At 65.2% G+C, this 13,360-nt stretch carries 10 protein-coding genes and 1 rRNA gene; 6 read left to right on the forward strand and 5 right to left on the reverse strand.

All coding sequences use genetic code 11. The features are described 5' to 3' along the window. Positions 1–168: 168 nt before the first annotated feature. Positions 169–283 (forward strand): 5S ribosomal RNA (gene rrf / locus ACVOLQ_RS16445). Positions 284–609: 326 nt separating this feature from the next. Here the strand turns inward: rrf and ACVOLQ_RS16450 are convergent. The 4 genes from ACVOLQ_RS16450 to ACVOLQ_RS16465 all read right to left on the reverse strand — a co-directional run bounded on the left by ACVOLQ_RS16450 (position 610) and on the right by ACVOLQ_RS16465 (position 8,563). Next, complete coding sequence (locus ACVOLQ_RS16450) at positions 610–1,482, reverse strand: methylglyoxal synthase (protein WP_481528672.1); 873 nt, start codon at positions 1,480–1,482, stop codon at positions 610–612. 356 nt (positions 1,483–1,838) lie between these two features. Beyond that, positions 1,839–3,284 carry an FAD-dependent oxidoreductase gene (locus ACVOLQ_RS16455; RefSeq protein WP_481528673.1) on the reverse strand — a complete coding sequence of 482 codons (1,446 nt, stop codon included), beginning with the start codon at positions 3,282–3,284 and terminating at the stop codon, positions 1,839–1,841. Between the two features lie 133 nt (positions 3,285–3,417). After that, positions 3,418–7,872: a glutamate synthase large subunit gene (gene gltB, locus ACVOLQ_RS16460; protein ID WP_481528674.1), complete on the reverse strand. Its 4,455-nt coding sequence runs from the start codon at positions 7,870–7,872 to the stop codon at positions 3,418–3,420. A gap of 304 nt (positions 7,873–8,176) precedes the next feature. Further along, positions 8,177–8,563: an I78 family peptidase inhibitor gene (locus ACVOLQ_RS16465; RefSeq protein WP_313495609.1), complete on the reverse strand. Its 387-nt coding sequence runs from the start codon at positions 8,561–8,563 to the stop codon at positions 8,177–8,179. 119 nt (positions 8,564–8,682) lie between these two features. Between ACVOLQ_RS16465 and ACVOLQ_RS16470 the strand changes: the two genes are divergently transcribed. After that, entirely contained in the window at positions 8,683–9,717 is a 1,035-nt protein-coding gene (locus tag ACVOLQ_RS16470) for a DNA topoisomerase IB (RefSeq protein WP_481528675.1), read from the forward strand. Here ACVOLQ_RS16470 and ACVOLQ_RS16475 read toward each other — a convergent pair. Beyond that, positions 9,701–10,030 (reverse strand): hypothetical protein, encoded by a 330-nt coding sequence (locus ACVOLQ_RS16475; protein WP_313174467.1) that lies wholly within the window; start codon positions 10,028–10,030, stop codon positions 9,701–9,703. The two genes, ACVOLQ_RS16470 and ACVOLQ_RS16475, sit on opposite strands and share 17 nt — an antisense overlap. On the opposite strand from ACVOLQ_RS16475, the gene ACVOLQ_RS16480 reads away from it, so the two are divergent. The 4 genes from ACVOLQ_RS16480 to ACVOLQ_RS16495 all read left to right on the forward strand — a co-directional run bounded on the left by ACVOLQ_RS16480 (position 10,029) and on the right by ACVOLQ_RS16495 (position 13,359). Further along, a complete protein-coding gene (locus tag ACVOLQ_RS16480; RefSeq protein WP_313495612.1) occupies positions 10,029–10,397 on the forward strand; it encodes a hypothetical protein in 369 nt (122 codons plus the stop codon). The genes ACVOLQ_RS16475 and ACVOLQ_RS16480 overlap by 2 nt on opposite strands. A gap of 16 nt (positions 10,398–10,413) precedes the next feature. Further along, positions 10,414–11,466 carry an SDR family oxidoreductase gene (locus ACVOLQ_RS16485; protein WP_313174463.1) on the forward strand — a complete coding sequence of 351 codons (1,053 nt, stop codon included), beginning with the start codon at positions 10,414–10,416 and terminating at the stop codon, positions 11,464–11,466. 293 nt (positions 11,467–11,759) lie between these two features. Further along, complete coding sequence (locus ACVOLQ_RS16490; RefSeq protein WP_481528676.1) at positions 11,760–12,875, forward strand: saccharopine dehydrogenase family protein; 1,116 nt, start codon at positions 11,760–11,762, stop codon at positions 12,873–12,875. 85 nt (positions 12,876–12,960) lie between these two features. Next, positions 12,961–13,359: a BlaI/MecI/CopY family transcriptional regulator gene (locus tag ACVOLQ_RS16495; protein ID WP_481528690.1), complete on the forward strand. Its 399-nt coding sequence runs from the start codon at positions 12,961–12,963 to the stop codon at positions 13,357–13,359. The last annotated feature ends 1 nt before the right edge of the window (position 13,360 follow it).

Below are 13,360 nucleotides of genomic sequence, written 5' to 3' on the forward strand. Positions count from 1 at the left end.
GCAGCCTAAGCTGTGCGAGAGTAGGTCATCGTCAGGGTTTTTATCCGCAAACCCCGCTGCTCATGCAGCGGGGTTTGTCTTTTTATGTAAGCCAGGGGTTTTTGAGCCTGGCTTGGTTCCGCAAGGAAACGTATTGGAGCTGGCGCAACGCGCTGCTCAAACTGCTTTCCTGATGAAAACAGCGCTATGGAACCACCCGATCCCATCCCGAACTCGGAAGTGAAACGTAGCCGCGCCGATGGTAGTGCAGCCTAAGCTGTGCGAGAGTAGGTCATCGTCAGGATTTAAAAACAAAACCCCGCTGCCACAAGCAGCGGGGTTTTTCTTTGTCCGAAGCGAAGGCAGGCTTTTGGGGAATTTGTGGGAGCGGCGTAAGCCGCGAAGCTGGTAGCAACAACGGCGCGGAAAGGCTTGAGCGAAGCCAATAACCAAAAGCCAAGAGCTCCCCTCATCCCAACCCTTCTCCCGCAGGCGGGAGAAGGGCTAAGGCAACAGCTGGAGCAAGGGCCAAAACCAAAGCCAAAGCCAAAGCCAAAGCCAAAGCCAAAGCATTGGGGCTCTGCAGGAACTGCCTGGAACGCCGCTGCCGAGCATGGCTCGGCACTACGGTCAGGCTTTCTGGCGTATCTGTGCGGCAGTTGCCCAGCGGGCTGCGATGTTCGGTGCGGTGATGCACACCGCCTCATCGGTAACCGTGGTCACCGCGCGCTCCAGCAGCTGGATGTCCGCTTCATGCTGGCGCGCCACATGCGGATCTTCGAAGAAGATCGCGCGTTGGCAGCGATGCTCAAGTACACGGTCCGCAATTTGCGCGTCGCCGCCTAGCGGGCCGCTCTGGAAGCGATGGATCCATTCCTGGTCGCGTGGCCAGCCGCGGCTCCAGGCCATCTCGTTCAAGCGTTGACCGGTGGTGCCGGTACCGATGCGGTGTTCGAACTGCGACAACAGGTCGAAGTGCTCCGATGCGAAGGCCAGCATCTGCGGCTTGCGCGCATCGTGGGCGATCAGGGCCAGCGTCTGCTTGCTGAAGTCGTGCAGATCGTCTGCGCCCAGGTCCGGTGCGAGGCCGGCGTGGATGCGCTCCATCTCAATCCAGTCACGTGCGGTGGCTACAGTGGAGATGAAAGGCTTGCCGTGGATGACGCATTGGCGCTTGAGGGCGATGGCCTCCGGGAAGACCGAGGAAGGGTCGACCGGATCGATGAGGTAGATCGCGCCATCCAGGGTGCGCTCCGGGGTACCCATGCCTACGACTTCGGCCACCAGCTTCATCAATCCGCCTTCGCGGCCGTTTGGGTAGCGCTGAAGTCCGGGGTAATCCTGCAGGGGATGAGTGCTGGCAATGGCGTCGTAGGTGCGGCCAACGGCGTGCAATTCCACGCCTAGCTCGCGGATTCCGGTCTCGCTGGCGCGCAGCCAACGGAACAACGCAGCGTCGGCGCTTTCGTGATGGAGACGGTTTGCGGCCAGACCGATGCGCATTGCGATTTCTCTTTGTGCGGAGTTCTTGAGTGTAGGGCAGCTGGGTGTTGGTTGGTGGCGTTGGAGCCAAAGCCAAAGCCAAAGCTCCCCTCATCCGCCCTTTGGGCACCTTCTCCCGCAAGCGGGAGAAGGGAGGTCGTCATTACCTGGCGAACGGACAGTCCAAAGCCGAGGGCCAAATCGAGGTGCAAAGGCCAGTAGGCAAAGCTAACAGCCGAAGCACCGAGCAGCCGAAGCAGCTAGCAGCCGAAGCGGCGAGCTCAGCCGCCGTCAGGCAGAAAATGCCGAAGTAGTCCCCTCTCCCGTTTCAACGGGAGAGGGGTAGGGGTGAGGGCGCTCTTGGCGCGGTCCCAACCTTACCGCTTCAACAAGGCAACAATGCTCTCAGCAGCATCACGGCCCTCAGCAACGGCCGTCACCACCAGGTCCGCACCGCGAACCGCATCACCACCGGCAAACAGCTTGGCGTTGTGGGTCTGGAACGGCAGACGCGTAGCACCGCCGGCAATGATGCGACCGTTACTGCTGGCTTCCACACCCTGCGATGCCAGCCATTCCGGCAGCGTCGGCGAGAAGCCGAAGGCGATGATCACCACGTCGGCTTCCAACAGCGACTCGCTGCCATCAATCGCGACCGCATTGCGACGGCCATTGGCATCCGGTGCGCTCAGCTCGGTCTCAACCACGGTCACGCCAATCACTTCATCATCGGCCCCGGCTTCAATCGCCAGCGGCTGGCGGTTGAACAGGAAACGCACGCCTTCTTCGCGGGCGTTGGCCACTTCGCGTGCCGAGCCCGGCATATTGGCTTCGTCACGGCGGTAGGCACAGGTCACCTTGGCCGCACCCAGGCGGATCGCGCTGCGCACGCAGTCCATGCCGGTATCGCCGCCACCCAGCACCACCACGCGCTTGCCGTTGAGGTCGGGCAGGGCGATCTGGTCTTCCCAGCCGGCAATCGGCCGGCCCTGCGGATCGTTGCCACTGACAATGCGGCTGTTCTGCACCAGGAAGGGTAGCGCCGGCAGCACGTTCTTCAGGTCCTGGCCGATCAGGCCGCCGTCGGTGTAACGGTAAGCACCGGTGCCGAGGAACACCGCATCGTAGTCAGCCTGCAGCTGCTCGATGCTGATGTCGCGGCCGATCTCCACACCCAGGCGGAACTGCACGCCCATGCCTTCGAGGATCTCGCGGCGGCGATCGATCACGCTCTTGTCCAGCTTGAAGCTGGGAATGCCGAACTGCAGCAGGCCACCAATCTGTTCGTAGCGATCGAACACCACGGCCTGCACACCGGCACGCGCAAGGCGATCGGCGCAGGCCAAACCCGCGGGACCTGCACCAACGACAGCTACGCGCTTGCCGGTGCTCTCAACCGCATGCAGGTCCGGCTTCCAGCCGGTGGCCAGGGCGGTATCGACGATGTATTTCTCTACCGCGCCGATGGTGACCGCGCCGAACTCTTCCAGCGTGCAGCTGCCTTCGCACAGGCGATCTTGCGGGCAGACGCGGCCGCAGACTTCCGGCAGCGGGTTGGTGGAATGGCAGAGCGTCGCCGCTTCATGGATGCGGTCTTCCTGCACCAACTGCAGCCATTGCGGAATGGCGTTGTGCACCGGGCACTTCCAGCTGCAGTAGGGGTTGCCGCAGTCCAGGCAACGGCCGGCCTGGTACTGCGCGTCGGCCTTGTCGAACTTGCCGTAGAGCTCGCCCCAATCGCCGGACGTGCGCAATTCCACCGGAATGCGCTGCGGCATGGTGCGGGGCAGATCGAGAAACTGGAAGGCTTGCTTGCGGCTCATGGGAACTCGTGGCGTCTGGAGGAGCCCTTCTCCCGCTTGCGGGAGAAGGTGCCCCGGAGGGGCGGATGAGGGGGGCTCTTGAAGCTGCCCTCACCCCGGCCCTCTCCCGCAGGCGGGAGAGGGAGACAATGCGTCAAGCGGCGCGTCGCAGCGACTCGGCCAGCGATTCAATGCTGGCGGCCTTGGGTTTGACCAGCCAGAACTTGCCGACGTAGTCGCGGAACTCGTCGATGATCTGCTGCGCCCAGATGCTGCCGGTCAACTCGCGGTGACGGCTGATCAAGGTGTGCAGATGCTGGCGATGGTTCTCGAAGCCTTCGGTCGAGATGCGGTGGATGTCGATCAGCTCGTGGTTGTAGCGGTCGACGAAATCGCGGTCGACATCGAGCACATACGCCAACCCACCAGTGAAGCCTGCACCGAAGTTCAGCCCGACCTTGCCAAGCACTGCGACCACGCCGTCGGTCATGTATTCGCAGCAGTGGTCACCGGCACCTTCAATCACCGCCAGCGCGCCGGAGTTGCGCACGCCGAAGCGTTCGCCGGCGCGGCCTGCGGCGAACAGCTCGCCACCGGTTGCACCATACAGGCAGGTGTTGCCGATGATGGCGGTGTTACGGGCCTCGAAGCGCGCGCCGCGCGGCGGACGTACCACCAGGCGGCCGCCAGCCATGCCCTTGCCGACGTAGTCGTTGGCTTCGCCTTCCACTTCCAGGTTCAGGCCGCCGACGTTGAAGGCGCCGAAGCTCTGCCCGGCAGTGCCGCGGAAACGCAGGTTCAGCGGTGCCTCGTCCATGCCGTGGTTGCCATGTGCGCGGGCGATGGTGCCGGACAGGCGCGTGCCCACAGATCGGTCGGTGTTGTGGATCAGGAAGCGGTGTTCGCCGCCGCGCTTGTTGGCGATGGCATCGGCCAGCAGGTCGTCCATCTGCGTGGCCAGGCTGTCCGGCGACTGGTACAGGCGCTGCGCGGCGCAGTGCGCGCCGTCGTACTGCGCCGGTGCCAACAGCCGCGACAGATCCACCTTGACGCCTTCGCGCGGCGACACTTCCAGCTGCTGCAGTAGATCGGTACGGCCGACGATTTCATCCAGCGAACGCGCGCCCAGGTAGGACAGCCATTCGCGCACTTCCTCGGCCAGCAGGCGGAAGAAGTTCTCCACGCGCTCCGGCAGGCCGGTGAAGTAACCGGCACGCAGGCGCTCGTCCTGGGTGGCCACGCCGGTGGCGCAGTTGTTGAGGTGGCAGATGCGCAGGTACTTGCACCCCAGCACGATCATCGGGCCGGTGCCGAAGCCGAAGCTGTCGGCGCCGAGCAGCGCGGCCTTGACCACGTCCAGGCCGGTCTTCAGGCCACCGTCGGTCTGCAGGATGGTGCGGCTGCGCAGGTCGTTGCCGACCAGGGCCTGGTGCGACTCGGCCACGCCCAGCTCCCACGGCACGCCGGCATAGCGGATCGAGCTGATCGGCGAGGCACCGGTGCCGCCGTCATGGCCGGACACGGTGATCAGGTCGGCGCCGGCCTTCACCACGCCAGCGGCAATGGTGCCGACACCGGCATGCGAAACCAGCTTCACCGATACCAGTGCATCCGGATTGACCTGCTTCAGGTCGTAGATCAGCTGTGCCAGGTCTTCGATCGAATAGATGTCGTGGTGCGGCGGCGGCGAGATCAGGCCGATGCCGGGCTTGGCGTAACGCAGGCGCGCTATCAGCTCGTTGACCTTGTGGCCGGGCAGCTGGCCACCTTCGCCGGGCTTGGCGCCCTGCGCGACCTTGATCTGCAGCACTTCGGCATTGACCAGGTACTCGGCGGTGACGCCAAAGCGACCGGAGGCCACCTGCTTGATCTTGGAGCGCTTCTCGGTGCCGTAGCGCGCGGGATCTTCGCCGCCTTCGCCGGAGTTGGAACGGCCGCCGAGGCGGTTCATCGCAATCGCCAGCGCTTCATGCGCTTCTGGTGACAGTGCGCCCAAGGAAATCGCAGCCGTGTCGAAGCGCTTGAACAGTGCTTCGGCTGGTTCCACCTCGTCCAGCGGCACCGGCGTCGCCGCCGGCTTGAGCTGCAACAGGTCGCGCAGCGCCGAGGTCGGGCGCGAATGCACTGCGTCCATGTACTTGCGCCAATCGGCCGCGTCGCCGGTGCGCGAGGCGCGCTGCAGCGTCATCACCACGTCCGGGTTGTACATGTGGTATTCGCCGCCATGCACATACTTGAGCAGGCCGCCGACTTCCGGCTGCGCCAGATCGTTCCAGGCACGCACGGTGAGCTCGCGTGCCTCGGTATCCAATCGTGCCAGGCCCACGCCGCCGATGCGCGCGGCGGTATCCGGGAAGCACAGTTCAACCACGTCCGGATCGAGGCCGACGATCTCGAACAGCTGCGCGCCGCGGTAACTGGCGACAGTGCAGATGCCCATCTTGGAGATGATCTTGCTCAGGCCCTTGTAGATGCCCTTGCGGTAGCTGCGGCCGATCTGCGAGACCTCACCGCCCTTCTTCAACTGCAGGATGCCGCGCCGGCCCAGGTCGAACAGGGTCTGGTAGGCCAGGTACGGATACACAGCGGTCGCGCCAAAGCCCAGCAGACAGGCCATGTGGTGCGCATCGCGCGCGGTGCCGGTTTCCAGGATCAGGTTGACGTCGCAGCGCAGCCCAACCTTGGACAGATGGTGATGCACGGCGCTAGTGGCCAGCAGTGCATGCACCATCGGCCGGTCGGCGACTGGGTAGCGGTCGGACAGCAGCAGCATCACGACGCCGTCGCGCGCGGCCTGCTCGCACTCGGCGCAGATGCGCTCGATGCCGGCCTTCAGGCCTTCCTCGACGCTGTAGGACAGATCGATCAGGCGATTGCGTTCAACGTACTGCTCCATCTTCAGCAGCTGGCGCAGCTTGCGCTGGCTCAGCACCGGCGAGTTGAGGATGACGTGGTTCACCGTCTCCGCCGCGGCGTGGAAGATGTTGGTCTCCTTGCCGAGCTGAGTGGTCAGCGACATCGCGCACTCTTCGCGCAGCGGATCGATCGGCGGGTTGGTGACCTGCGCGAAAGCCTGGCGGAAGTAGTCGTACAGCGGGCGGGTGTGGCGGCTGAGCACGGCGATGGGGGTGTCATCGCCCATCGAGCCGGTGGCTTCCTGCCCGGTTTCGGCCAGCGGCCGCAGCACCTGTTCCAGTTCCTCGGTCGTGAGCTGGAACAGCTTGTGGTAACTGCGCAGGGTCGCTTCGTCGAACGGCTCCTCGGCCAGCGAGGGATCGATCAGCTCGGTCTGCAGGTAGGTCACGCCCTGGTGCAGCCATTGCTTGTACGGCGCACGTGCACGGTTGATGCGGTCGATGGCGTCCGAATCGAGCAGGTCGCCACGCTTGAGGTCGATGGCCATCATCTGGCCCGGGCCCAGCTTGCCCTTGCGCACCACGCGCTCGGTCGGCACTTCCCAGACGCCGGCTTCGGAGGCCACCAGGAAGTGGCGGTCGGAGGTCAGCATCCAGCGCGCCGGGCGCAGGCCGTTGCGGTCCAGGGTGCAGGCGGCGTAGCGGCCGTCGCAGGCGACGATGCCGGCCGGGCCATCCCAGGGCTCACTGTTCAAGCCGTAGAACTCGTAGAACGCGGCGAGGTCAGCGTCCTTGAACTCCAGCGACTGGGTTGCCGGCGGCACCAGAATGCGCAGCGCCTGGATCAGCTCCATGCCGCCGGCCACCATCAGCTCCAGCATGTTGTCCATGCTCTGCGAGTCGGAGCCATGCATCGAGATCACCGGGTCGAGCTCGGCGATGTCGAACTTCGGCGTCTTCCACACCTTGCTGCGCGCCTGCGCCCAGTGGCGGTTGCCTTCGATGGTGTTGATCTCGCCGTTGTGGGCGAGCATGCGGAACGGATGCGCCAGCGGCCAGCGCGGCATGGTGTTGGTGGAGAAGCGCTGGTGGAACACCACCACGCTCGATGCCAGCTCGTGGCGTTGCAGGTCCGGGTAGAAGGTGCTCAGCTTGTCCGGCAGCACCATGCCCTTGTAGCTGATGGCCTCGGCGCTGAGGGTGGTGACGTAGTAGTCGGCGACATCGCGCAGGGTCTGTTCGCTGCGGCGGCGCGACATGAACAAGGCCAGTGCGAATTGCTCGGCGCTTTGCTCGATGTCGGCATCGACGAAGACCTGCTCGATCTTCGGCAGCGTGTCACGGGCCAGCTGGCCGCAGACGCTGTCGTCGGTGGGCACTTCACGCCAGCCGCGCGGATGGCAGCCGGCGGCGCGCAGCTGTGCATCCAGTTCGTCGCGACATCGCTGGGCGGCATCCGCGTCGTGCGGCAGGAACACCACGCCGGCGGCGAAGTTCGGCCCCAGCACGATGCCGGCCTCTTCGGCCAGCTGGCGCAGGAAGACGGTGGGTTTGCGCAGCAGCAGGCCGCAGCCGTCACCGGTGAGCCCGTCGGCAGCAACGCCGCCGCGGTGGGTCATGCGCGACAGCGCGGCGATGGCGGTATCCACCAGCAGACGCGAGGGTTGGTCGTCGAGCTGGGCGACCATGCCGAAACCACAGGCATCGCGTTCGTCTTGCGGGTCGTAAAGGCCTTGCGGAGTGCGGACAGCCATCTGTGCCTCGATGCGATTCAGGTGAGCGGCGACACTCCCGCCCGCTCGCTGAGCACGTCATGCATCGGATGGATCGCGCCGTGCTGCCGCACGTGCCGTTGGGGTAAGACCCGACGCACGCCGTTGCGGCGTATTCGCCTGATCCAAGCGCCCTCGCGCCCACCCGATGACGCAACGTGCTCGTTCAGGAGCGCACCTTGAGGTCACCGGATGGTTCGACTAAATCACAGTTGTTGCAGCGCCGCAATACATCGTTGCGAGCGCAACCAAAGCCTTGCCCGGCAAGGCTTTGGCTATACAAAACTCAACCGCAGCGCACGCCGCTGACCATACCTTTCTCATCGATTTCGATGTTCAGGCGTTCACCGATGAACTCCATGGTCACCGGCTGGTTGGGTTTGAGCACGCGCACATCGGTGGCGCCGGCATCTTCCTTGGCCTGGTTCAGCATGGACTCGGCGTAAGGCTGGCCGACCAGGCCCTGTACCTGGCTGGCGTCGCAGGCGCCCGGTGGCGGCGTGGCTTCAGCGGGGGCGGCGGCTGCCTGTGCGGCCTGCTGGGATTCGTTCAGCGCCTCATCCTGTTCTTCCGGGGCTGGCTTGGTGCAGGCGCTGAGCGCCAGCAGCAGGGTAGCGGTGGCAATCAGGGCGGCGGGGCGGCGCAGGGCGCGCGGCGTCGACGGGAATTGCATCGGAACTCCAAGGTGTTGATGGTCGGTCCAAGCATATAGCCAAGTGAAGGCATTGTTGACGCTGCGTCGCAACGGGCGACGCGATACTGGCCGACCGCAGCAGCAAGGGGAGGTCCGCGATGGCCGCACATAGCGCAGCCGGGTTGCGCCACAGTAGTGACGATGAACCGGGCCTACGCCGCATCCGTAGCGGACGCGGTTTCCGCTATGTGGATGCACGCGGGCATGCGGTAAAGGCGGCGACCACGCTGCAGCGCATTCGAGCGCTGGCAATTCCGCCGGCCTATACCCAGGTATGGATCTGTGCCCAGGCCAACGGTCACCTGCAGGCCAGCGGCCGTGATGCGCGTGGGCGCAAGCAGTACCGCTATCACCCGGACTGGGTGCGCATGCGCAGCGACGACAAGTTCGATCGCATCGTCGCCTTCGGCAAGGCCTTGCCGGGCCTGCGCCGACAGGTGCGGACCGACCTGAAACTGCCCGGCCTGCCGCGCGAGAAGGTGATCGCTATCGTGGTGGCGGTGATGGGCCGTACCTTGGGACGGGTTGGCAACGATGCCTACGCCCGCAGCAACCGCTCCTACGGGCTGACCACCCTGCGCAACCAGCACCTGCAGATACGGGGTGGCCGCGCCCAACTGCGCTTCAACGGCAAATCAGGGCAGCTGCAGGCCCTGCAGATCGATGACCCGCAGCTCGCCAGGCTGGTACAGCGTTGCCAGCAATTGCCAGGACAGTTGCTGTTCCAATACCGCGACGATACTGGCCGATTGCGGCCAGTGGACTCGGCCGATGTCAACGACTACCTGCGCCAGGCCACCGGCGATGCTTTCAGCGCCAAGGATTTCCGCACCTGGGGTGGCACGCTGGTGGCGCTGCGTGAACTGGCGCAGCTGCCGTTGCCGGACCGCGGCGGCGAGCAGGCACTGAATGCCTTGCAGAACCAGGTGATCGCCGCAGTGGCGGCGATGCTGGGCAATACCCCGGCGGTATGTCGCAAGGCCTATATCGACCCCTGTGTGTTCGATGGCTGGCGCCAGGGCCAGTTGCTGCGACTGCGAGCGTTGCGCGGGCCACGGCAATGGGAGGCGGCGGCATTGCGCTTCCTGCGTGCTGCCCACCGCAGTGGCACGGGGTTCAGCCGCAGCGGATAGCGGTGATGTTGTTGGTGCGGCCTACCTCGATGGTCAGCCGCTCACCACCACCCGATGCCGGTGGCACTGTGCTCGCGGCGGGAGCCTCGGGTTGATTGCGCCCACGCACCACATTCACCTGCAGGCTATCGCTGTCGACACGGGCGCGCTCGACGGTGTCGGGCGCTGCGGCCAGGCCAACCGCACCACGCACCATGTCGGTATGGCATTGGCCGGAGACAATGCCGTCGATGGGCTGGATGCTGCTCACCCGTGCAGTGCTGCAGGCAGAAAGCATCAGGGCGGTGGCGGATACGGCAAGCAGACGGTACATGGCAGGCTCCGGTGACAGTGGCGTGGATGGCAGCATCACCGCTGCATTGTTTGCAGTAGATGAAATACACATCCTGTCCACGCGCATTTCACCGACGTCGGTGCTGCCCCTGCGCACACTGCAGGCTCCACCTGATAGCGAAAGGAGCACCGCAATGGCTACTTGCGACGTCTGTGGCAACAACTACGCCAATAGCTTCACCGTCACCCAGGGCAAGATTACCGGCACGTTTGATTCGTTCGAGTGTGCGATCCACGCGCTGGCACCGCGCTGTGCGCATTGCCAATGCGCGGTGATCGGCCATGGCGTGGAGGCAAACGGCGCCACCTATTGCTGCGAGCACTGCGCGCGCCATGCCGCTGGATGAGCGGGAGGGGAACGTCATGGCAACCAGGAAGAAGACGCCGGCAGTCAGCAAGGCTGCACCACGAAAGGCCGCCGCCAAGAAGGCCGCCGCACCGTCCGTCGACAGCGCTGCGCAGCGCACGGCAAGTCGTCAGCGCCGCTTGCAGGAGGACCTGCAGCAGCAGGAGAAACTGCGCAGCGCCACGCCCGAGCATCACGCTAGCGTGCAGGCCGGCGCCCGCCGCCAACCCAGCAAGCTGCCTGCGCAGCAGCTGGCCAAGCCGGGCAATGAACATGATCTGCGACTGGCCCCGCGCTATCTGGCCCCGGGCTACAAGGGCAGCGGCAAACTGAAAGGCATGCGCGCCATCATCACCGGAGGCGACTCCGGCATCGGCCGGGCGGTGGCGGTGTTGTTCGCCCGCGAAGGCGCCGATGTCGCGGTGCTGTACCTGAGCGAGCATGAGGATGCCAAGGTCACCTGTGGGCATATCGAGCAGGAAGGCCAGCGCAGCCTGGCGCTCAGCGGTGACGTGCGCGATCCGGCGTTCTGCGACCACGCGGTGCAGCAGGTGGCCAAGGCGTTTGGTGGTATCGACATCCTGGTCAACAACGCGGCCTTCCAGTTGCACTGCCATCACCTGGAGGATCTGAGTGATGAACACCTGCAGGAAACCCTGCAGACCAATATCGCCGGCTACATCCACATGGCGCGGGCGGCGCTGCTGCACATGGGCGAGGGCGCCAGCATCATCAACACCGGCTCGGAGACCGGTCTGTTCGGTAGCAGATCGTTGATCGATTACGCAGCGACCAAGGGCGCGATCCATGCATTCACCAAGTCCCTGGCCAGCCAGTTGCTGCCGCGCGGCATCCGCGTCAACTGCGTCGCGCCGGGGCCGGTATGGACACCGCTGAACCCCGCCGACAAGGTGGCTGAAGACGTGGCCGAGTTCGGCAAGGACAGTGACATGGGACGCCCGGCGCAGCCGGAGGAAGTGTCGCCGGCGTATGTGTTCCTGGCATCCCCGATTACTGCCAGCTATATCAGCGGCGCGATCCTGCCGGTGATGGGCGGCCCGCGCGGTTGACGGTGGGCTCAAGCCCCGTCCCCGCCGGCCCTGCTCGTTGGCTGCGCAAGGGGAGGGGCTACAGCTCCCTCCCTTGCGCAACGCGCAGGGGAGGGTTGGGGAGGGGTGCTCTTCGCAGGAACGTCGATCCACCAGCGCAAGCAACGGCCAAAACCACCCCCTCCCAACCTCCCCCTTGGCTGCGCCAAAGGGGAGGGGCCAAAGCTCCCTCCCTTGCGCAACGCGCAAGGGAGAGGGCGATGCGGTGCATTCCTCGCCGATAATCCACCCAGCAATCGACGCAGGAAGATCCGATGTCACAGCAGGAAAGCTGTCGTGTTCTGGTATTGGGCGGTTACGGTCATTTCGGCGCGCGCATCGTGCGCGCACTTGCGATCACACCGGGCATCAAAGTCATAGCCGCTGGCCGCAATCCAGCGCAGGCCGCAGCCAATCTGCCCGGTGTGGATCTGGCGACCATCGAGCTGTGCCGGCTGGATACCGCCGCCGCTGATTTCCAAGCACAGCTGGCGGATACGCGAGCAGCCTTGGTCATCCATACCGCAGGGCCGTTCCAAGGGCAGGGCTACGATGTGGCACAGGCCTGCCTGCATGCGGGCATGCACTACATCGATCTGGCCGACGGCCGCGACTTTGTCGCCGACTTCCCGCAGCAGTTGCAGGCCCTGGCCGAACAGACCCAACGCAGTGCGATCAGCGGCGCCAGCACCTTGCCGGCGCTGTCCAGCGCGGTAGTGGATGCACTCGCCCCGCAGTTCGATCAGCTGCACAGCATCGACATGGTGATTGCACCCGCACAGGCCACGCCGCTGGGCATGGCCACGGTGCGTGCGGTGCTGTCGTATTGCGGCAAGCCGTTCGAGTGCTGGCTGGATGGCCGCTGGCAGACGGTGATCGGCTGGGCCGATCCGCAGCCGGTGCGCTTCGCCCGCATCGGTCCGCGCTTGGCTTCGCCCTGTGATGTGCCGGACCACACGCTGCTGGTGCAGCGCTATCCGGGCGTGGCGACCGTGCGCTTCCGCGCGGCGCTGGAGTTGCCGTTCCTGTCGCGCTGCCTGGCTGCGATGGCCTGGCTTCGGCGCATGGGCCTGCCATTGCCGATGGAAGCGCTGGCCGGCGTATTTGCCCGCGCTGGTCGCTGGTTCGATCGCTTCGGTACCGATCTTGGCGGCATGCGCATCACCCTGCGTGGCCAACGCGGCGGCCTGCAGCACACTGTGCATTGGGATCTCACTGCTCCAATGCTGCACGGTCCGGAGATTCCGACCTTCGCGGCCGTGCTGCTGGCACGCCGTTTCGCCCGCGGCGAAGTGTTGCCGACCGGGGCCCATGCCTGCATGGGCCTGCTGAGCCTGGCCGAGTTCGAGAGCGAGTTCGCGCGCTGGCAGATCGACAGCGCCGTCAGCTGAATCATTCAGCCCGGCAGCGGTCAGGGTGCCATCCGGGCTATTGACTACAAATGTAGGCAGATCTACCGTGACGACAAATGTAGTCATGGAGACGGCCATGCGCCGCAAGACCATCGGGGACCAGGAACTGGCCCTGCTGCAGTACATCGGAGAGAACGAACCCACCAGCGTCGGCGAGGTTGCCGCGCGCTTCGGTGAGGCCCGCGGGCTGGCCCGCTCCACCGTGCTGACGATGATGGAGCGCCTGCGCACCAAGGGTTACCTGCAGCGCGAGCAGGACGAGGGCGTGTACCGCTACAGCTCCACCGCCGAACAACAGGACGTGGTCAACGGCGCGGTCGGCAGCTTCGTCGAGAAGACCCTGCAGGGCTCGATCTCGCCGTTCGTGGCGTGGATGTCGGAGAAGGCCGAGGTCAGCGACAACGAACTGGCCGAACTGGAAGCACTGGTCAGCAAACTGCAATCGCAGCGCCGGGAGGACTGAG

This window comes from Stenotrophomonas sp. STEN031, from assembly GCF_056759975.1.